Genomic DNA, 18929 nt, shown 5'->3' with positions numbered 1-18929 from the left:
TATTTTTCAAGGAGGCTAGCACGCTCCGGCGCGCCGTGGAACGGCAAAGCTAGGTTAAAGGCAAAGCCAGGCTTGGGCCACGGCTGCGCCCATGTTATGGCTGGCCTATGATACGCGCCCTTCTCCTTTCATGTCTGCTGCTCGCCGGCTGCTCCGGCCGGCTCAATGGCGGATTGTTGCCTGTCAGCGGCACGGTCCCGGGCGCGAGCGAAGTCAACGTGCTGGTCGCGACCACGCGCAAGCCTGCGCCCGAACCCGAGCGCATGTTCGGCGGCGAACGCGACGTCGCGTATAATTTCGCCGATATTCTCGTCTCGATCCCGCCCGACGCCAATCGCGTCATCGGCGAGGTGCAGGTTCCAGACGATCGCAGCGGCGATCCCTCCCGCCAGTTCGTCGCCCTGCGCAGCGAGATGCTGACGCGCGACGAGGCGCACAAGCGCTTCAACCAGCGCCTGCTTCAGGCCCATAACGGCCGCGTGCTGGTGTTCATCCACGGCTACAACACCCGCTTCAGCGAGGCCGTGTTCCGCCTCGCCCAATTCGTTCACGACGCCCGTTTGCAGGAGACGCCGGTCCTGTTCACCTGGCCGTCGCGCGGCAGCCTGCTCGGCTATGGCTACGACCGCGAAAGCGCGAATTATTCCCGCGACGCCCTGGAAGCCCTGTTGATGGGGCTTCAGCGCGACCCCGCGGTCACCGAGATCAACATCCTCGCCCATTCCATGGGCAATTGGGTGACGCTCGAAGCGCTGCGGCAGATGGCGATCCGCGACCGGAAGATCGCGCCCAAGATCAAGCAGGTGATGCTGGCCGCGCCGGACGTGGATGTCGACGTGTTCCGCCGCCAGATCGCGCAGATCGGCGAACCCCGGCCGCCCTTCACCATGTTCGTGTCCCGCGACGACAAGGCGCTGCAAGCCTCGCGCGTGGTCTGGGACGGCCAGCGCATCGGCGCCGTCGATCCCGAGGTCGAGCCCTTCGCCTCCTTCTTCCGCAAGGAGCGGATCACGCCGATCGACCTCACCGACATCAAGTCGCCCGACAGCCTCGGCCACACCAAATTCGCCGCGAGCCCGGAAGTGGTGCGCTCCATTGGCGCGCGTCTCGCCAGCGGTCAGAGCTTTGAGGAAAAGGCTGGGCTCGGCGGCGTGCTGGCGCAGACCGCGACCGGCGCCGCCGCGACGGTCGGCTCCGCGGCGGGCCTCGCCATTTCCGCGCCGCTCGCCGTCGTCGACGGCCGCACCCGCGAGGAAATGGGCGACCGGTTCGAGGAGGTCGGCCACAACCTCGATTCAGCGATGGGCCGCACCCACTGAGAAATCACGTGAACTGAACCACCCTCACCCTGAGGAGCCCGCCTTGGGCGGGCGTCTCGAAGGGCGGGGGCGGGCCACGAGTTTCAGCCCCGCATCGCCCGCTGCGCCAATTCGACAAACCCCGATTCCTTATCGCCGAGCCATGCGCCGTCGGGACGGCGGCGCCCGATGGCGACCAGCGCCTCGCAAACAATCGTCCATTGCGCGTCGGTGAAATTCAGGTTGAACACGGCGCTGACAGCCTTCCGGCTTTTCAGTCGCGCATCGAGATTGACGGTCGACAGCTTTTCGGCGCTGGCGACAAGGGCCTCAAGGTCCACGGCGAGACCTCGGGACATCTGAGCCTCGACATGGGTGGCGATCTTCTCGATCTTGGTCCAGCCGATCTTCAGCAGGCGCGGACGATCGGGATAATCCGAAAAGATTTTCGCGGTCGTGATGGTGTAATAGGCTTTGCGCGTGGTCGTCCCGGCGAAAGCGGCGGCTTCAGCCAGCGCCGCCCGGCCGCTTTCGGCCGCGATATAGTTGAAGATGACGCCGGCGGCGATGAAGTCGTAGGGCTTGCGGTCGCCGATCGACTTCAGCTGTTCCTTCAGAGCCTCGAACAATTGCATTGCAATCACTCCGCCTGGGAAGCGGCGCAAGCATAAGCTCTCAGGAGCGAAATGCAATTAATTGCAGGCTGAGTTGAGCGACCGGCGGTGGGCTCCGCCGGAGTCTGAGGCTTTCAGGCGAATATTCAACACTGGGTCACCAGGAGCGGTGGTGATGGCGCCAGCCGTAATGAGGGCCGTGGCCCCAGCCATAGTGATGGCCTCGCCCCCAGCCATGATGATGGCCATGACGCCAGCCGTAGGGTCGCCCGTTATGCCAGCCGTGGTGGTGGCCCCGATCCCAGCCGGGTTGCGCTTGCGCCAATGTTGGCGTGAGCAGGCTGAGCGAACAGGCAAAAAACGCGGCCGCCACGAGGGACTTCATCATTTTTTCGTCTCCGATCAAGGACAAGGCGGATTTTTGTCCGCCTTGCGCAAACCGGAGGCGCCGGCCTTTGTTCCTCAGGCGCGGCCAAACACGCGCTTGAAAATCGTGTCGACGTGCTTGAGATGATAGCCGAGATCGAATTTTTCCTCGAGTTCGGCGTCGGTCATCAGTTTGGAAACGTCCGGGTCCTTCTTGAGCAGTTCCAAAAAATTGCCCTCGCCGCGCCAGACCGGCATGGCGTTGCGCTGCACGAATTTATAGGCGTCCTCGCGCGAGGCGCCCTTTTGCGTCAGCGCCAGCAGCACGCGCTGCGAATGGACGAGCCCGCCGAGCTGATCGAGATTCTTCTGCATGTTCTTCGGATAGACCAGCAGCTTGTCGATCACGCCGGTGAGGCGGGCGAGCGCAAAATCGAGCGTCACGGTGGCGTCCGGTCCGATCATGCGCTCGACCGAGGAGTGCGAAATGTCGCGCTCATGCCACAGCGCCACATTCTCCATGGCCGGGATCGCCATGCCGCGCACCAGCCGCGCAAGCCCGGTGAGATTTTCCGTGAGCACGGGATTGCGCTTGTGCGGCATGGCCGACGAGCCCTTTTGCCCCTCGGAGAAGAATTCTTCGGCCTCCAGCACCTCGGTGCGCTGCAAATGCCGGATTTCGATGGCCAGCCGCTCGATCGAGGAGGCGATCACGCCGAGCGTGGCGAAATACATGGCGTGACGGTCGCGCGGGATCACCTGCGTCGACACCGGCTCGGGCTTCAGGCCCATTTGGGCGGCGACATGCTCCTCCACGCGCGGGTCGATGTTCGCAAACGTGCCGACAGCGCCGGAAATCGCGCAGGTCGCCACTTCCTCGCGCGCGGCCACCAGACGCGCCCGGCAACGCGAAAATTCGGCATAGGCCTCGGCCATCTTCAAGCCGAAGGTGACGGGCTCCGCATGAATGCCGTGGGAGCGGCCGATGCAGGGGGTGAGCTTGTGCTCGAAGGCGCGGCGCTCGATGGCGGCGAGCAGCGCGTCAATGTCGGCCAGCAGAATGTCGGCGGCGCGGGTGAGCTGCACATTGAGGCAGGTGTCGAGCACGTCGGACGAGGTCATGCCCTGGTGGACGAAGCGCGAATCCGGCCCGATGAATTCGCCGAGATGGGTGAGGAAGGCGATGACGTCATGCTTCGTCACCCGCTCGATCTCGTCGATGCGGTCGACGTCGAACGTGACGTTTCCAGCCTTGTCCCAGATGTTTTTGGCGCTTTCCCTCGGAATGACCCCGATCTCCGCCAGCGCGTCGCAGGCGTGCGCCTCGATCTCGAACCAGATCTTGAATCGGGTCTGCGGCTCCCAGATGGAAACCATTTCGGGGCGGGAATAGCGGGGGATCATCGGCTCGCCTGGGGTTTGTAAAAGGAAATTTCGCTTAAACGCCGCGACGCCAGGGCGCAAGGGGTCGCTATGACGCCTCGAGATGGCCGGAGTTTGCGCCCCGCGCTCGCTCCCACAGACCTGTGGCGATCTCTTAAGTAGAAACCCGGGCGAACAAAAGAAGATGCGCGACAAGTTGACACTTGGGACAAAGCAAGCCCGAACAGGGGGAATTTGTTCCCGGCCTACTAAAAGGTTAATAAATGATTAACGCCGCCGTTCTTCCCGAATCAATTCTTGCAAAGCGCAAAGCAAAACCGCCCGTCGGGGACGAGCGGTTTCGGGAACGGCCTCGGTTCGCGGCGGCGGCTCGGCCGCCTCAAAGGCGCGGCTTACTTGTAATAGCCGACGCCGCAGGCGTAATCCTCGTCGACCCTGGTGACAAAACTGGTCTTGGGCGCGGGCTTCGGGTCGCTCGGCTTGCCGAAGAGATAGTCGATCTCGGTGATCTCGCCTTCCGGCTTTAGGCCCGCCGCGAAAATTTCCTGGCCGAACGGCTTGCCGTTCACGTCTTTAAGCGCGCGAACGTCGGTGCCCAGGAGGTCCTTGGCGTTGACATTGCCCTCGGCGACGAATTTGCCCGTTTTGGCGTCGGTGCAGAACACATAGAGGTCGCCGTTGACGAAACGGCCGCTGCCCTGGTTGAACGCGTCGAAGGCGTTCTGCCGGTTGACCTTCACCTCGGTGACCACGTTCAACAGCATTTCGTGGGCTTCGGCGGCGTCCGGCTTCCGCGCGGACTCGGCGAAGGCGCCGTGCGACAGCGCCAGCAGGACGCCGGCGGCCCCGGCGATGATGATCTTGCGCGCCATGTTTCCTCTCCTTGCCAGTTCTGACCTTTTTTCGCGCGGAGAGGATTCCCCCTCCAGCTCGAGGACGACGCTACCTCACGGCCGCGCGCCACGAAATAGGCCCTGAGGAGGAGCCGCATATTCCCGAAAAGTGTGCGCGGTTTTCGGAAAAGAATATGCGCAAACCAAAATGCTTTTAGATCTCCTCCGGCGCCATGGCGATCGCGCCGCAGGGGCATTCGGCTTCGCAGACGCCACAGCCCTTGCAGAAATCGTAATTGAAGCGAAAACCCTGGCCCGCCCCAAGCTTGATCACCGCATTGTCGGGGCAAACGCCGTAGCAATTATCGCATTCAAAGCAATTGCCGCAGGACAGGCAGCGCCGCGCCTCGTAAAGCGCATTGCTCTCGTCGAGCCCCTGGACCACTTCCTCGAACGTCGAGGAGCGCCGGGCGATTTCCAGCGTCGGCCGCAGGGTCTGCGGGGCCTCGCCATAATACCAGGCGTTGAGGTGTTCAAAGCCCGCCAGTTCATGCTTGGGCGGCGGCGCATAGGCCGCGCCGCGCAAAAAGGCGTCGATGTGGCGCGCCGCCTTTTTGCCATGGCCGACAGCCACCGTCACCGTGCGCTCGGAGGGCGCCATGTCGCCGCCGGCAAAAATGCCTGTTGCGCCGGTCATCATGTCCGGTCCGACTTTTACGAGACCATCGGCGAACTCAAGGCCGGGCACGCCGTCGAGCAAGGAGAGGTCAACATCCTGGCCGAGCGCCAGAACCACGGAATCGGCCTCCAGCGTCTCGAATTCGCCGGTCGGCTGGGGAAAGCCGGTTTCGTCCAGCTTCATCTTTTCGACGGTGATCGCGCCGGCGTCGACGTGCTTGATGGTGGACAGCCACTTCATCATCACGCCTTCTTCCAGCGCCTCCTCCAGCTCGAAATCATGCGCCGGCATTTTTTCGCGGGTGCGGCGATAGACGATGATCGCCTCTTCCGCCCCCAGACGCTTCGCCGTGCGCGCCACGTCGAGCGCGGTATTGCCGCCGCCATAGACGACGACGCGCCGGCCCAACAACGGTTGTTCCGCGCCTTCCATCGACGCCAGCACCTGCACGGCGTCCAGAATCTTGGTGGCCTCGCCGGCGGGAATATAGGCGCGCTTGGCGATATGGGCGCCGACCGCCAGAAAGGCCGCGTCGAACCCGCCCTCCTTTATCGTCGCCTGGAGGTCGGAAACCTTGCTGTTGTAGTCGATGCGCACGCCGAGCGCGGCGATGCGGGCGACTTCGGCGTCGAGCACGTCGCGCGGCAGGCGATATTTGGGAATGCCGAAGCGCATCATGCCGCCGGGGGCGGGACCGGCCTCCCGAATGTTCACGTCATGGCCAAGCACCGCCAAGTGATAGGCGGCGGAAAGCCCCGCGGGTCCGGCGCCCACCACCAAAACTTTTTTCCCGCTCTTTTGCGCAGGCGGCTCAAAAGCCCAGCCTTTGGCAATGGCCATGTCGCCCAAAAAGCGCTCGACGGCGTTGACGCCGACGGCGGCGTCGATCTGGGCGCGGTTGCAGGCGGTTTCGCAGGGGTGGTAGCAGACGCGGCCCATGACGGCCGGCAGCGGATTGTTTTTCGTCAGCGCCCGCCAGGCCGCTTCATAGTCGCCCGCTTCAGCAAAACTCAGCCAGCCCTGAATATCCTCGCCGGCGGGGCAGGCGGCGTTGCAGGGCGGCAGGCGGTGGACATATTCCGGCCGAAACGTGCGCCACGCGCCGGTGTGATTGGCGAGCGAGGTGCCGACGTCCAGCGTGATTGCAAAATCATGATCCATGGTCGCGCCTCACGCTTCGTCGTCGCCCAAAAGTCCGTAGTCCTCGATATGCGCATCGCAGATCGCCTGCAGCCGCGCCACGCGCGGGTCGTCCACGCCATTGCGGAACAGATGGGCGTAGCGCTTTTGCAGGATCAGATAGTCGCGCACCGGAATGCGCCGCCTGATTTTCCGCGATTGGGTGATGCGGCCATGCTCGGCTTCAAAGATCGGATAAAGCCCGCATTCCACCGCCAGACGCGCCAGTTTGATCGTGTCATAGGAGGGCGCGCCCCAGCCGAGCGGGCAGGGGACGTTGATCTGGATATAGCGCGCGCCCCTGATGCCCATGGCCTTGATGACCTTGGCCTCCAAATCGCGCAGGTCGGCGACGGTGGCGGTGGCGACATAGGGAATGCCATGCGCCACGGCGATTTTCGGCACGAATTTGCCGGTGCCGAACACATTGCCCGGCTCCGGGCCGAGCGCCGGCGTGGTGGCGGTGCGCGCCGCCGGCGGCGTGGCGGACGACCGCTGCACGCCGGTGTTCATATAGCCTTCGTTGTCGTAGCAGATGTAGAGTACGTCATCATTGCGCTCGAACATGCCGGACAGGCACTGGAACCCGATATCGGTGGTGCCGCCGTCGCCGCCTTGCGCGATCACCCGCGTGGCCTTGCCTTTTACGCGCTGCGCCGCCGCAACCCCGGTCGCCACCGCCGCCGCATTGCCGAACAAAGAGTGCAGCCAGGGCAATTGCCAGGAGGTCTCGGGGTAGGGGGTGGTGAACACTTCGAGGCAGCCGGTGGCGTTGACCGCAATCAGATCGTTGCCGGTGGCGCGCATGGCGGCGTCGATGGCGTAGCGGGCGCCGAGCGCCTCGCCACAGCCCTGACAGGCGCGATGGCCCGAGGTCAGCGCATTGCTGCGCTCGGCCGACGCCTGCACCGACCGCTCCGCGTCGGAGACCAGACGGTTGCCGACGGTGAACGTGCCCTTCTGATAATATTTGAGCTTTTGTTGTTGCTGAGCGAGCGTGCTGTCGTCCATGGCGTCTCACTCCTGCGGAAGATGGCTGGCCAGCGCGAGCTGTCGCAAAATGTTTTCGGCGGTCGCGCCGGAGCGGCGCACTTTTCGCACCCGATGGATTTCGCGCCCGACCACGCGCTCGTTGAGGTCGAGGAAGAACGGTCCCTCCCAGGGCGCATGCACGGCGTCATGAAAAAGTCGTTTCAAGGACGCCCGGGTGATCGGCCGTCCGCCGAGACCGGCGATGGCGGAATGCAGCAGCGGCCGGTTGTCCAGATTGCGCAAGGCGCCATCGGTATTGTCGGCGAGCGGTCCGCCCAAGCCCACCGAAACGCTCTTTTCAATCACAACAACGTGCTTGGCGGTCTTCAAAATGTCGCGCAAAGCCTCGACGGGGAACGGGCGGTAGGAGACCAGAGTGACCACGCCGATCTTCTGGCCCTCGTCGCGCAACTCGTCGACGACATCCTTGATGGTGCCGACCACGGAGCCCATGGCGACGACAATGGTTTCGGCGTCCTCGGTGCGATAGGCGCGCAGCAGCCCGCCCGACGCGCGCCCGAATATTTTGGCGAAATCGTCTGAGAGCGCGGGGATCAGCCGCAGCGCCTGACGCTGCTTGTAATGGGCGAGAAAACGGACTTCGGTGAAAGCCTCGGGGCCGACCATGGCGCCGATGGAAGCGGGATTGTCGGGGTCGAGCACCTGCACGGGATCATAGGGCGGCAGGAAGGCGTCGACCTGCGCCTGCTCGGGAATGTCGACGCGCTCAAAAGCATGGGTGAGAATAAAACCGTCGACGCAGACCATCACCGGCATGGACAATTCTTCCGCCAGCCGGAAGGCGATGATGTGCAGGTCGACCGCCTCCTGGTTGTTTTCGGCGAACAATTGCATCCAGCCGGCGTCGCGCATCGACATGGCGTCGGAATGATCGTTCCAGATATTGATCGGCGCGCCGATCGCCCGATTGCCGAGCGTCATCACGATGGGCAGGCCGAGGCCGGCGGCGTTGTACACCGCTTCGGCCATGAACAGCAGGCCCTGCGAGGCCGTGGCGGTATAGGCGCGGGCGCCCGCCGCCGAGGCGCCGATCGCCACCGACAAAGCGGCGAATTCGCTCTCGACATTGATGAATTCGCAGTTTTGCAGCGCCCCGGATTTGACCAGTTCGCCGACGCCTTCGACAATATGGGTCTGCGGCGTGATCGGATAGGCGCAGATCACTTCGGGGCGGCACAAAGCGATGGCCTCGGCGACCGCGTGAGACCCTTCCACTTGCTTCAGCATTGGGCGCTCCTCAGACTTTTGCGGCGCTTTCCTGAATGACGAGATCGTAAGCGTCCTGGGCGGCGGCGCCGTTGGCCTCGCCGACCTTTCCGGGAAAAGTTTGTTGAATGGCGCGCAAGACGCTGTCGAAATGGACGAGGCCGGTGAGCGCGGCGAAGGCGCCGAGCAAAGCGGCGTTGGGCGCGGGCCGCCTGACATGTTTCAGCGCCAGTTCGGTCGCCGGCACGGTCACCGCATGGCCCGCCGGCAATTTGTCGACCAGCGCGCGCAAATTCAGATCGTCAAAACTCTTGTTGGTGTTGACCAGCAGATAGCCGTTCGGCTGCAGGCCGGAAAACACGTCGACGACGCGGGGCAGGGTGGGATCTTGCAGGATCAGGCAATCCGGGTCCTGGATCGGCTCGCGCAGCCTGATCTCCCTGTCGTCGATCCGGCAAAAGGCGACCACCGGCGCGCCGGTGCGTTCGGAGCCGAAACTGGGAAAGGCTTGCGCGTGCCGCCCCTCCATGAATCCGGCGATCGAGAGCATTTCCGCTCCCGTGACCACGCCCTGGCCGCCCCGGCCGTGAATCCGGATCTGAAACATGCGCGCCTCCTGCCCCAGGGTCGCCAGTCTGACGCCGGTCTTGCCCTTGTCAACATCATGCGTCCGATTCCATGACCGCGCTTTGACATCTCGCAAACATGAGCTGGCGCGAAACGCCTTGTTTCGGTCACGATTGACTGCTATCTGAGACCAATCGAGTTATGGCCTTTAGGCTGGTCGACCGGGGCTCAGCGCCCCGGCGCCTCAATGATCTCCACGACATCGATACTACTGGACGGTGCGCTTGCGCGCCCGTCTCAACGTCTTCAGGAAAGAACTCTCCATGCCGACTGGAACCGTCAAATGGTTCAACGCCACCAAGGGCTACGGCTTCATCGCGCCGGACGCCGGCGGCGGCGACGTCTTCGTCCATGTCTCCGCGGTCGAGCGCGCGGGTCTGGCCGGCCTCAACGAAGGCCAGAAGCTCGCCTATGAAATCGTCGTCGACCGCCGCACCGGCAAGTCCTCGGCCGACAAGCTGCAAGTCGCCTGAACCGCGACTCTTGCGGCAAGATTTCGGTCTTGCCGCCTTCCTTTCCGCCGCGCGCCGCATGACCGGACGCGGGCCGGAGAAGAAACTGCCGGCGCATGGGACGCGAATTTTTGAAAAATTCATGCGTCGCCCGGAGTGTTATGACAGTCGGCCCATTCCGTGCGGGGCCTTCTGCGACCGCATCCCGCTGACGGGGGCGGCCCCTACGAAAGCAAAAATGACCAAATTTTCCGATCTCGGCCTCGCCGAGACCATTTTGCGCGCCCTTAAGACCGAAGGCTACGAAACCCCTACCCCCATTCAGGCGCAAGCCATTCCGCCCCTGCTCGAAGGGCGCGACCTCCTGGGCATCGCCCAGACCGGCACCGGCAAAACCTGCGCCTTCGCCACGCCGCTGATCACGCGGCTGCTCGCCTATCCCGAACATCCCCGCCCCAAACAGACCCGCGTGCTCGTGCTCGCCCCGACTCGCGAACTCGCCGCCCAGATCGGCGACAGCTTTAGGGCTTACGGCCGCTTCGCCGGGCTGCGCGTCGCCACCATTTTCGGCGGCGTCGGCTTCGGCGCCCAGGTCCAGGCGCTGTCGCGCGGCCTCGACGTGCTGGTCGCCACCCCCGGCCGCCTGCTCGACCATATGCAGCAGGGCAATCTGCGCCTCGACGGCACCCATGCCGTGGTGCTGGACGAAGCCGACCACATGCTCGACCTCGGCTTTCTCGTTCCGATCCGCAAGATCTTCTCCAAACTGCCGAAGGTCCGCCAGACCCTGTTCTTCTCGGCGACCATGCCGACGGAGATCGCCACGCTCGCGGGCGAAATGCTGCATAATCCGATCAAGGTCTCGGTGACTCCGGTGGCCAAGACGGCGGATCGCGTGGCGCAGCGCGTCATTCACGTGGAATCCAAGCGCAAGCGCGAAATCCTCGTCGACCTCCTGCAAAACCCCGACTTTTCCCGTTCGATCGTCTTCACCCGCACCAAGCGCGGCGCCGATCGCGTCGCCGCGACCCTGGTCGAGGCCGGGATGACGGCGGAAGCGATCCACGGCAACAAGAGCCAGAACCAGCGCCTGCGCGCCCTCGACGGCTTTCGCGCCGGCAAGGTCGCGGTGCTGGTGGCGACCGACATCGCCGCGCGCGGCATCGACATTGACGGCGTCAGCCATGTCGTCAATTTCGAACTGCCGGAAGTCCCCGAGGCCTATGTGCATCGCATCGGACGCACGGCCCGCGCCGGCGCGGAAGGCCAGGCGATCTCGCTGTGCGACCACGAGGAGCGCGACCTTTTGCGCGCGATCGAGAAGCTGACCAAGCAGGCGATTCCCGCGACCGACCTTCGTCTCGATCCGAACGCTCCCGTCGAAGCCGCCCCGGTGGAAAAGAAGCGCGGCGGGCGTCCGCCGCGGCGTCCGGCGCAGAACGGCCGTCCCGCCAATGGCGCGCCCGGCGCACGCCCGGCCCCGCGTCGCGACGGCCGGCCGGCCTCGCGTCCCCAGGCCGAAGGCGCCGGCAGAAATCAGGCGCGCCGCGGCTGACCCCTTCACTCCGGCCGCCGAGCCCCCACATAGGGCTCGGCGGATCGCCAGGACGTCAACCGGAGGAAGCTATGCGCACATTGGGCTTTGCACTTCTCGCTCTCATGCTCGCGACCGGAATTCCGGCCGTCAGCGCCGGCTCGGCGCAGGCCTGCGAGGGCAATGCCGCCAGCGCCGGCGGCAAATAAACCATATCGGGCGCCCCAAACGGGCGCCCGCGACGCCCTGCCGGACCTCACAAGTCCGCAAACTAAGCTTGACTTTACGTCATCTTCATCCGCCAATACAGCGCTGTCGCCAGACAAGCGCTTTTCGGCCGCTGCATTTTCAGCGAGGATGTCACGATGACTGACGCTCAAGCCCCCGTCCCGCCGGCGCCGGACCAGCCCGTCGCCAAGGTCCATTGGGACCAGAGCCAGATGCGGACGGAATTCGCCAATGTCGTCAATATCGTCAGCACCCGCGAGGAGTTTTCGCTGCTGTTCGGCCTGAACAGCACATGGTCGCTGGCGGAAGGCAACGGTTTTGAGGTGAAGCTCTCCAACCGCATCGTGCTCACGCCCTTCGCCGCCAAGCGCCTGCTGGTCCTGCTCAGCGAACGCGTGTCTGATTACGAGACCAGAAACGGCCCCCTGAACATCGGCCCGTGAAGGCGAACGCGCCTTGAGCGAGTCCGCCGCTGTTTCCGTCGCGCCCGAGCGAGCCGCCGAACCCGACATCTGGCGGGTCCTGGCGCAGAGCGCCGATCTCGCGCCTTTCGCCCGGGCCTGGCTGACGCTCGCCGTCCAATCCGCCGAAGGGGTGCGCCGCGCCGCATTGCTGCTGGGTCCGCCGGATCGCGGCCCCTTCGCGCCGGTCGCTGGCTTCCCCGACGAGGGCGCAGCCGGCGCCCTGACGGCGGAGGCCGCGCAACCCCTGGCGGCGGCGTTGGACAAGCGGCGCCCGGCGGTGGAAAGCCTCGAGGGCGGCGCCCGCATCGGCTATCCCCTGGTGTTCGCCGGAGTCTTGCACGGCGCGGTGCTGGCGGAGACCCGCACGCCCGACCCCGCCGCGATTCGCCGCTTGATGCGCCATCTGCAATGGAGCGCGGCCGGGATCGAGGCTTTTATGGCGCGCGACGCCTTCCGGCGCAGCGCGCTCTCGATCGACAAGGCGCAGTTTTTCGTCGCCGCGATCGAAGCCATGGCGGCGGAACAGCATGGCGACGATTGCGCCCGCGTCTTCGCCAATCTGCTCGCGCAGAAATTCAATTGCGAAAGCGTCGCGGTGGGACGCTGGCGCGCGCAAAAAATCCGGCTTGTCGCGGCGGCGCAAAGCGCGTCGCTCGACCGGCGCACCGAAGCGGCGCGGCAGGTCGAAGCGGCGATGGAGGAGGCGGTCGACCAGGAGGCGGCTTTGCTTGCGCCGCGCGCGGGCGCGCCCAACGCCGCCAGCGCCCAGGATCGGCTCGCCGGCGCCCGCCCGGGCCGCGCCCTGCTGACCTTCCCGCTGTTCATCCGCGACGAGGCTTTGGGCGCCGTCTGCCTGTCGCGCGAGGCGGCGTTCTCGCAGGAGGAGGTGGATTTCGTCGACGCCTTCGCCAGCGCCGCCGCGCCGATGCTGCGGGAAAAATGGGCGCTCGACCGCTCGCTGCCCCGGCTCACCTATGAGCGCGCCGCCGCCTTGGCGCAGAAGCTGACCGGCCCGCGCCATGCCGGGCTCAAGGCGGCGAGCGTCGCGCTCGTGGTTGGCGCCCTCATCCTGACCTTCGGCGGCGACGTCTATCGCGCCCGCGCCAAGGCGCAGATCCAGGGCGAGACGCGCCGCGTCCTGTCCGCCCCGTTCGACGGCTTCGTCCAGGCGCAATTCGCCCGCGCCGGCGATGTCGTGGACGAAGGCGCCGTGCTGGCGCAATTGCAGGACAGCGATCTGGAGCTGGAGCGGCTGCGCCAGATCGCCCGCAAGCGGCAATATCAGCTCGAACTCGACAAGGCGCTCGCCAAGCGCGATCTCGCCGAGGTCAATATCGCCCGGGCCCAGATCGCCCAGAGCGAGGCCGAGGTCGATCTCGCCGAAAAGATGCTGGCGCGCGCCAAATTGATCGCGCCGTTCCGGGCGATCGTGGTCAGCGGCGATCTCAGCCAGTCCGTGGGCAAGCCGGTGTCGCGCGGCGACAACCTGTTCGAACTCGCGCCGCTCGACCGCTACCGGGTCACCGCTTTGGTCACCGAAGCCGATGTCGGCCTCGCGCGCCCTGGACAGAAGGGCGAGCTGCTGCTGTCGGCGCTCCCCGACGCCACCTTTCCGATCACCGTCGACTCCGTCGCCACCGTGGCGCAGGCGGCGGATGGCGTGAACGGCTTTGAGGTGATCGGCGCGATCGACTCGCGCGATCCGCGGCTGCGGCCCGGCATGGAGGGCGTGGCGAAGATCGAAATGGGCCGGCGCAACATCGCCTGGATCTGGACGCATAGCCTGGTCGACTGGCTGCGCATCAAGGCGTGGAGCCTGATTCCATGACCGGCGCCTCGATCCATTCGCCGCTTTGGCACAGGATCGAGCGCCTCAAGCCGCGGCTGCGCGCCAATGTGGCGATCGAGCGCCAGCTGTCGCGCGGACAGGTCTGGTATGTCGTCCGCGATCTCTATTCGGCGCGCGCCCACCGCTTTTCGCCTGCCGTCCATTTCATGCTGCTGCGCATGGACGGCGCGCGCAGCCTGGACGAGATCTGGCGCGAGGCGGTCGCGCATTTCGGCGAGGATGCGCCCTCGCAGGACCAGATTTTGCGCGCGGCGTCGCAGCTCTATCTGGCCGGGGTGCTCCAGTCGGACGCGGCCGTCGATGCGCGCGATCTCGCGGAGCGGGCGGAGCGCGAGCGCGGACAGGGCTGGCGCGCCAATCTGCGCAATCCCATGTTCCTGCGCCTGCCGCTGATCGATCCGGACCGTTTCCTCAACGCCACCGTCGGACTGGTGCGGCCCTTCGCCTCCTGGGTCGGCGGCGCGCTCTGGCTCGCGGCCATGGTCTGGCTGGCGACCCAGATGGCGGCGCATTGGGACGCGCTGACCGCCGATATGGCGGACCGCGTGCTGGCGGCGGAAAGTCTCGCCACCATCGTGCTGATCTATCCGCTGATCAAGATCCTCCACGAGCTCGGCCACGCCTATGCCGTCAAGCTCGCCGGCGGGGAGGTGCATGAAGTCGGGGTGATGCTGCTGACCCTGCTGCCCGCGCCCTATGTCGACGCCTCCGCTTCGGCGCTCGTCCCCGGCAAATGGCGGCGCGCCGGCATTGCCGCGGCGGGCATGATCGTCGAGCTCGCGATCGCGGCGCTGGCCATGCTGGTCTGGCTCAAGGCCGAAAACGGCGTGGCGCGCGCGCTGGCCTATGACGCGCTGTTCATCGCCAGCGTCTCCACACTGCTGTTCAACGGCAATCCGCTGTTGCGTTTCGACGCCTATTACATCCTCAGCGACCTCCTCGAAATTCCCAACCTCGCCTCGCGCGCGCAAGCCTATTACCTCTATCTCGTCCGCCGCCATCTGTTCGGCGATCCGGGTGCGCGCGACCCCACGCTCGCCCCCGGCGAGCGCTTCTGGTTCCTGCTCTATGCGCCGGCCTCGTTCGCCTATCGGATGATCACGCTGTTCGGCATCGCCCTGTTCGTCGCCGGCCGCTATTATGTCATCGGCGTGGCGCTGACCCTGTGGATGCTGGCGGCCTCGATCTTCTGGCCGCTGCTCAAGGCGGCGCGCTGGCTGGCGCTGTCGCCCGATCTCGGCCGGCGGCGCGGGCGCGCCGTCGCCGCCAGCGCCGGCGTGGTCGCGCTCCTGATCCTTCTCGTCGCCGCGCTGCCGCTGCCCCATGGCACGGTGGTGCGCGGCCAGATCTGGGTCCCCGAGGACTCCCGCGTCGTCGCGCTCACCGCCGGCGTGTTCAAGCGCTTTCTCGCGCAGCCGGGCGAGGCGGTGACGCGTGGCCAGGCGCTGGCGGCGCTGGAGGACCCCTATGTGGACTCCCGCCGCGCCAAGGCGCGCGCGCGGCTCGCCGAAGTCGAGGCGCGGCTGCAGGCGGCCGAGGCGCATTCGCCGTTCGAGACCCAGGTGCTGCGCCGCCAGCGCGAGCTGTCGCAGCGGGAATTGGCGGAAATGGAGCGCAAGCAGGAGGAATTGACCCTGCGCGCGCCGCGCGATGGCGTGTTCGTGGCGCCGCGCGCCGCCGACCTGCCGGAGAATTTCGTCACCCGCGGCGAGACCGTCGGCTATGTGATGGCCGAGGGCGCGCCGACGATCCGCGCCATGGTGCCCGCAAGCGAGATCGAACTGGCGCGCGATCGGGTCAAGGGCGTGGCCATCCGCCTCGACGAGGCGCCGTGGACGCCGCTGGCGCGCGCCGCCATTGCGCGGGAAACCCCGCAGGCCTCCCACAAGCTGCCCTCGCCGGCCATGGCCAGCGTCCATGGCGGGCCGTTCACGCTCGACCCCACGGCCAAGGACAAGGACGTCGTCCTCGACTCCATCGTCGCCATCGACGTCAGCAGCCCGGATGTCCCCGCCGGCCATTGGAACGAGCGCGTCTGGGTGCGCTTCGACCATGGCGCGAGCCCCTTGCTCGGGCGGCTCTATCGCGCAGCGCGGCAATTGTTCCTGGGGCGCTTCGATGTCTGACGCCGTGCTCGCCCGGCCGGATGTGGTCGCGCCCACTTTTCTGCGCGCGCCGCCCTGGCGCCCTCCGCCGGATGTGGAATCGCCGCTGAACTGGCTGGCGGCGCGGTTCGCTTTGGCTTTAGCCCCCGCGCGATCCTGGCGCGCCGCCCGTTGGGGCGCCCGCGCCGCCGCGCGCGCCGCCGAACTCGCCGCCATGTCGGACGCCGATTTCGCCGCCGCCACCGCGCGCGCCAGAAAAAACCTGCGGCGCAGCGGCATGAAGCGCGAGCCTCTGGCGGAGGCGCTGGCCGTCGCCGCGGAGACGGCGCGGCGCGCGCTGGGCGCGCAGCCGTTTCCGGCGCAGCTCGCCTGCGCGGCGGCGCTGGCGCGCGGGGCGGTGGCGGAAATGGAGACCGGCGAGGGCAAGACGCTCGCCGCCTTTCTGGCGGCGGCGGCCTATGCCTTCGCCGGGCGCGGCGTGCATGTGGTCACCTCCAACGATTATCTCGCGGCGCGCGACGCCGCGACCCTGGCGCCGGCCTATGCCGCGCTGGGGCTAACCGTCGGCGTGGTCGTCGGCGGCGACGAGACCCGCGCCCGCCGCGCCGCCTATCGCGCCGACATCGTCTACATCTCCAGCAAGGAGGCGGCGTTCGACTATCTGCGCGACCGGCTGGCGCGCCCCGCCGCCTCCGGGGGCGGCCGGCTCGCCGGCAAGCTCGCCCGGGTGTTCGGCGCTTCTGGGGAAGAGCCCTTGCAGGCCAATCTGGACGTCGCTCTGATCGACGAGATCGACAGCGTGCTCGTCGACGAGGCGGTGACGCCGCTGCTGATTTCCGCCAATCATCCCGGCGACATCACGCAGGCCGTGGCGCGCGACGCGCTGGATTTCGCCGCGGGCCTGTCGCCGGGGCGCGACTTCACCGTCGATCCGCTGGCGCTGTCGGCGGAGCTGACGCCGCGCGGCGAAGACCGGCTGGCCCGGTTCTGCAAGGGGCGCGACGGGCCGTGGCGCGTGCGGCTGATCCGCGAGGAGCTGGCGCGCGCGGCGATCGGCGCGGTCCACGTGCTGCGGCGCGACCAGCATTATCTGGTGCGCGACGGCAAGATCGCCTTGATCGACCAGGAGAGCGGCCGCCTGACCCCCGACCGGCGCTGGAGCCACGGCCTGAGCCTGATGGTCGAGACCAAGGAGGGCTGCGCCTCGAGCGGCGAGATGAAATCGCTCGCCAGCATCAGCTTCCAGCGCTTCTTCCGCCAATATGGCGCGGTCTGCGGCATGAGCGGCACCGTGCGCGAAGTGGCCGCGGAGCTGCACGCGGTCTATGGGCTCGCGCCCGTCTGGATCGCCCGCCGCCTGCCCCTGCGCCGCGTGGTGGCGAAACGGCGGGTGTTTCGCACGCGCGAGACGCTGTGGCGGGAGGCGGCGCGCGTCGCTGCGGCGTTGCAGAAACGCGGCCAGCCGGCGCTGGTCGCGGTGCGCAGCGTGCGCGAGGCCGATCGCGCCAGCGCCGCGCTCGCCGCCGCCGGCGTCGCGCATCGCGTCCTCAGCGCGGCGCAGGACGGCGCCGAGGCCGAGATTGTCGCCGAGGCCGGCCAGCCGGGCATCGTCACCGTGGTGACCAACATGGCCGGACGCGGAACCGACATCAAGCTCGGCGCCGGCGTGGCGGCGCTCGGCGGCCTGGCGGTGCTGATCTGCGAACGCCACGAGTCCCGCCGCGTCGACCGGCAGCTCGTCGGCCGCTGCGCCCGCCAGGGCGATCCCGGCCTCGTCCTGGAATTCGTCAGCGCGCAGGACGGCGCGCTGCGGACGCTTGATCCCCTTTGGCTTCGTCTGCTCGCCCGCTGGCCCGGATTGACGGCGGCGGCGCTCTGGCGCGCGCAACGCTTAGCCGAGGCGCAGAAGCGCGTGGCGCGGCTGCAATTGCTGCGCCGCGACGAGGGCCTGGCGCGGATCATGGCTTTTGCCGGAGGATTGGACTGATGCGGGCGGCGTTCCGGGTTTTGTGCGTTCTGCTGTCGGGCGCGGCGCCCACCGGCGCCGCCGGGCTGAAGGATTTCGGCCCCGGCGCCTCCTGCCTGATCGGTCCCAACCACAGCTACAAGCTGGCGATGGCGACGGCGGGCGCGCTCGCCATGGTCGCCGTCGAGCGCTCCGACAAGGTCCGCAAGGGGGATGTCATCGCCCAGCTCGAATCCGGGGTCGAGCAGGCGCAGCTGGAGGCCGCGCGCGTCCGCGCCGCCGCCGAGACCCAGATCCGCCTGAAAAAAGCGGTCGCCGATTCGACCGCCGCCAAGGCCGAACGCCTCGGGCGCCTGCGCGAACAGGCCATCGCCAACCAGCAGAGTCTCGACGACGCGCAAACCGGGGCCAACGCCGCCAAGGCCGATCACGAACAGGCGCTTCTGGAGCGCACCCTGGCGACGCTCGACGTCAGGCGCCTCGAGGCGACGCTGGAGCGGCGCATCCTGCGCGCGCCCGCCGATGGCGTGATCACCGCCGTCGACCTTCATGCCGGCGAATATGCCGACCCCGCCAACGCCGTCGCCACGCTCACCGAGATCGATCCGCTGCGGGTGGACGTCTATCTTCCCGCCGCCGCCTATCCGCTGGTGAAACGCGGCGACAGGGCGATGATCACGCCGCGCGACCCGGAGGCGGCGCCGCGCGCCGCCGAAATCATCACCCGGGACCCGCAGATCGACGCGTCGAGCGGGCTGTTCCTGGTGCAGCTGCGTCTGCCGAATCCCGAGGGCGCGCTGCCCGCCGGCGTGCGCTGCTCCGTGGAGTTCGTCCCCTGAAAATTACTTAATCCTTTAGTATGAGATAAGTCGGACATCCAGTGCGGGCGCTCGCGGCGGTTGCAGATCAGCGGGCGTCCTTGCGTGACTTAACCCTCAGTTCTACTTTGGTTTCCGCAACGTTGCCAAAAAGATCAAGAATTTGTGAAACTCGCGCTGCGTGTGCTGCTTGAAAAGCGCAATATATTTCATCTTTACAACGGAATTTCGTTGCGGAACCATCGGCTTCAACGCTCCTCCTTTGGTCGCAGCCA

At 66.7% G+C, this 18929-nt stretch carries 16 protein-coding genes; 8 read left to right on the top strand and 8 right to left on the bottom strand.

What is annotated here, in order from left to right:
• The first annotated feature begins 107 nt into the window (after positions 1 to 107).
• Entirely contained in the window at positions 108 to 1319 is a 1212-nt protein-coding gene (locus tag M2320_RS11700) for an alpha/beta hydrolase (RefSeq protein WP_264597426.1), read from the top strand.
• Between the two features lie 83 nt (positions 1320 to 1402).
• Here M2320_RS11700 and M2320_RS11695 read toward each other — a convergent pair whose 3' ends face one another.
• From M2320_RS11695 to M2320_RS11660, 8 genes are all read right to left on the bottom strand, one after another.
• Positions 1403 to 1933 carry a hypothetical protein gene (locus M2320_RS11695; RefSeq protein ID WP_264597425.1) on the bottom strand — a complete coding sequence of 177 codons (531 nt, stop codon included), beginning with the start codon at positions 1931 to 1933 and terminating at the stop codon, positions 1403 to 1405.
• A gap of 136 nt (positions 1934 to 2069) precedes the next feature.
• Entirely contained in the window at positions 2070 to 2300 is a 231-nt protein-coding gene (locus tag M2320_RS11690) for a hypothetical protein (protein WP_264597424.1), read from the bottom strand.
• Positions 2301 to 2374: 74 nt separating this feature from the next.
• On the bottom strand, positions 2375 to 3682 hold the full coding sequence (gene purB / locus M2320_RS11685; RefSeq protein WP_264597423.1) for an adenylosuccinate lyase: 1308 nt from the start codon (positions 3680 to 3682) through the stop codon (positions 2375 to 2377).
• A 371-nt stretch (positions 3683 to 4053) separates the two neighbouring features.
• Complete coding sequence (locus M2320_RS11680; RefSeq protein ID WP_264597422.1) at positions 4054 to 4533, bottom strand: cache domain-containing protein; 480 nt, start codon at positions 4531 to 4533, stop codon at positions 4054 to 4056.
• Between the two features lie 175 nt (positions 4534 to 4708).
• Positions 4709 to 6334 carry an NAD(P)-binding protein gene (locus M2320_RS11675; protein WP_264597421.1) on the bottom strand — a complete coding sequence of 542 codons (1626 nt, stop codon included), beginning with the start codon at positions 6332 to 6334 and terminating at the stop codon, positions 4709 to 4711.
• A gap of 9 nt (positions 6335 to 6343) precedes the next feature.
• Positions 6344 to 7363 carry a thiamine pyrophosphate-dependent enzyme gene (locus M2320_RS11670; protein ID WP_184427633.1) on the bottom strand — a complete coding sequence of 340 codons (1020 nt, stop codon included), beginning with the start codon at positions 7361 to 7363 and terminating at the stop codon, positions 6344 to 6346.
• Between the two features lie 6 nt (positions 7364 to 7369).
• Positions 7370 to 8632 (bottom strand): transketolase C-terminal domain-containing protein, encoded by a 1263-nt coding sequence (locus M2320_RS11665; protein ID WP_264597420.1) that lies wholly within the window; start codon positions 8630 to 8632, stop codon positions 7370 to 7372.
• 10 nt (positions 8633 to 8642) lie between these two features.
• Entirely contained in the window at positions 8643 to 9218 is a 576-nt protein-coding gene (locus M2320_RS11660; protein WP_264597419.1) for a 2-oxoacid:acceptor oxidoreductase family protein, read from the bottom strand.
• Between the two features lie 283 nt (positions 9219 to 9501).
• Between M2320_RS11660 and M2320_RS11655 the strand changes: the two genes are divergently transcribed.
• The 7 genes from M2320_RS11655 (at position 9502) to M2320_RS11625 (ending at position 18675) form a co-directional block, all read left to right on the top strand.
• On the top strand, positions 9502 to 9711 hold the full coding sequence (locus M2320_RS11655; protein ID WP_184427636.1) for a cold-shock protein: 210 nt from the start codon (positions 9502 to 9504) through the stop codon (positions 9709 to 9711).
• Between the two features lie 217 nt (positions 9712 to 9928).
• The gene (locus tag M2320_RS11650; RefSeq protein WP_264597418.1) at positions 9929 to 11245 is read left to right on the top strand and encodes a DEAD/DEAH box helicase; all 1317 of its coding nucleotides are present in this window, start codon (positions 9929 to 9931) and stop codon (positions 11243 to 11245) included.
• Between the two features lie 344 nt (positions 11246 to 11589).
• The gene (locus tag M2320_RS11645) at positions 11590 to 11895 is read left to right on the top strand and encodes a DUF3467 domain-containing protein (protein ID WP_264597417.1); all 306 of its coding nucleotides are present in this window, start codon (positions 11590 to 11592) and stop codon (positions 11893 to 11895) included.
• 13 nt (positions 11896 to 11908) lie between these two features.
• Complete coding sequence (locus M2320_RS11640) at positions 11909 to 13744, top strand: HlyD family efflux transporter periplasmic adaptor subunit (protein ID WP_264597416.1); 1836 nt, start codon at positions 11909 to 11911, stop codon at positions 13742 to 13744.
• Positions 13741 to 15891 carry a peptidase M50 gene (locus tag M2320_RS11635; RefSeq protein WP_264597415.1) on the top strand — a complete coding sequence of 717 codons (2151 nt, stop codon included), beginning with the start codon at positions 13741 to 13743 and terminating at the stop codon, positions 15889 to 15891. The genes M2320_RS11640 and M2320_RS11635 overlap by 4 nt, the downstream gene beginning before the upstream one ends.
• On the top strand, positions 15884 to 17857 hold the full coding sequence (locus M2320_RS11630; RefSeq protein WP_264597414.1) for a DEAD/DEAH box helicase: 1974 nt from the start codon (positions 15884 to 15886) through the stop codon (positions 17855 to 17857). The genes M2320_RS11635 and M2320_RS11630 overlap by 8 nt, the downstream gene beginning before the upstream one ends.
• Complete coding sequence (locus M2320_RS11625; RefSeq protein ID WP_264597413.1) at positions 17857 to 18675, top strand: efflux RND transporter periplasmic adaptor subunit; 819 nt, start codon at positions 17857 to 17859, stop codon at positions 18673 to 18675. The genes M2320_RS11630 and M2320_RS11625 overlap by 1 nt, the downstream gene beginning before the upstream one ends.
• The last annotated feature ends 254 nt before the right edge of the window (positions 18676 to 18929 follow it).

Source organism: Rhodoblastus acidophilus, assembly GCF_025961575.1.
In the GTDB taxonomy this organism is placed as follows: Bacteria; Pseudomonadota; Alphaproteobacteria; order Rhizobiales; family Beijerinckiaceae; genus Rhodoblastus; species Rhodoblastus acidophilus_C.
This window is presented reverse-complemented; position numbering and strand designations above follow the sequence as displayed.

What these genes read in the sequence shown, in the direction of transcription:
- M2320_RS11700 (WP_264597426.1), top strand. Translation starts at nt 108, where the DNA reads ATGATACGCGCCCTTCTCCTTTCATGTCTGCTGCTCGCCGGCTGCTCC.
- M2320_RS11630 (WP_264597414.1), top strand. Translation starts at nt 15,884, where the DNA reads ATGTCTGACGCCGTGCTCGCCCGGCCGGATGTGGTCGCGCCCACTTTT.
- M2320_RS11625 (WP_264597413.1), top strand. Translation starts at nt 17,857, where the DNA reads ATGCGGGCGGCGTTCCGGGTTTTGTGCGTTCTGCTGTCGGGCGCGGCG.
- M2320_RS11675 (WP_264597421.1), bottom strand. Translation starts at nt 6,334, where the DNA reads ATGGATCATGATTTTGCAATCACGCTGGACGTCGGCACCTCGCTCGCC.
- M2320_RS11665 (WP_264597420.1), bottom strand. Translation starts at nt 8,632, where the DNA reads ATGCTGAAGCAAGTGGAAGGGTCTCACGCGGTCGCCGAGGCCATCGCT.
- M2320_RS11660 (WP_264597419.1), bottom strand. Translation starts at nt 9,218, where the DNA reads ATGTTTCAGATCCGGATTCACGGCCGGGGCGGCCAGGGCGTGGTCACG.
- M2320_RS11690 (WP_264597424.1), bottom strand. Translation starts at nt 2,300, where the DNA reads ATGATGAAGTCCCTCGTGGCGGCCGCGTTTTTTGCCTGTTCGCTCAGC.
- M2320_RS11645 (WP_264597417.1), top strand. Translation starts at nt 11,590, where the DNA reads ATGACTGACGCTCAAGCCCCCGTCCCGCCGGCGCCGGACCAGCCCGTC.
- M2320_RS11695 (WP_264597425.1), bottom strand. Translation starts at nt 1,933, where the DNA reads ATGCAATTGTTCGAGGCTCTGAAGGAACAGCTGAAGTCGATCGGCGAC.
- M2320_RS11650 (WP_264597418.1), top strand. Translation starts at nt 9,929, where the DNA reads ATGACCAAATTTTCCGATCTCGGCCTCGCCGAGACCATTTTGCGCGCC.
- purB (WP_264597423.1), bottom strand. Translation starts at nt 3,682, where the DNA reads ATGATCCCCCGCTATTCCCGCCCCGAAATGGTTTCCATCTGGGAGCCG.
- M2320_RS11655 (WP_184427636.1), top strand. Translation starts at nt 9,502, where the DNA reads ATGCCGACTGGAACCGTCAAATGGTTCAACGCCACCAAGGGCTACGGC.
- M2320_RS11680 (WP_264597422.1), bottom strand. Translation starts at nt 4,533, where the DNA reads ATGGCGCGCAAGATCATCATCGCCGGGGCCGCCGGCGTCCTGCTGGCG.
- M2320_RS11670 (WP_184427633.1), bottom strand. Translation starts at nt 7,363, where the DNA reads ATGGACGACAGCACGCTCGCTCAGCAACAACAAAAGCTCAAATATTAT.
- M2320_RS11635 (WP_264597415.1), top strand. Translation starts at nt 13,741, where the DNA reads ATGACCGGCGCCTCGATCCATTCGCCGCTTTGGCACAGGATCGAGCGC.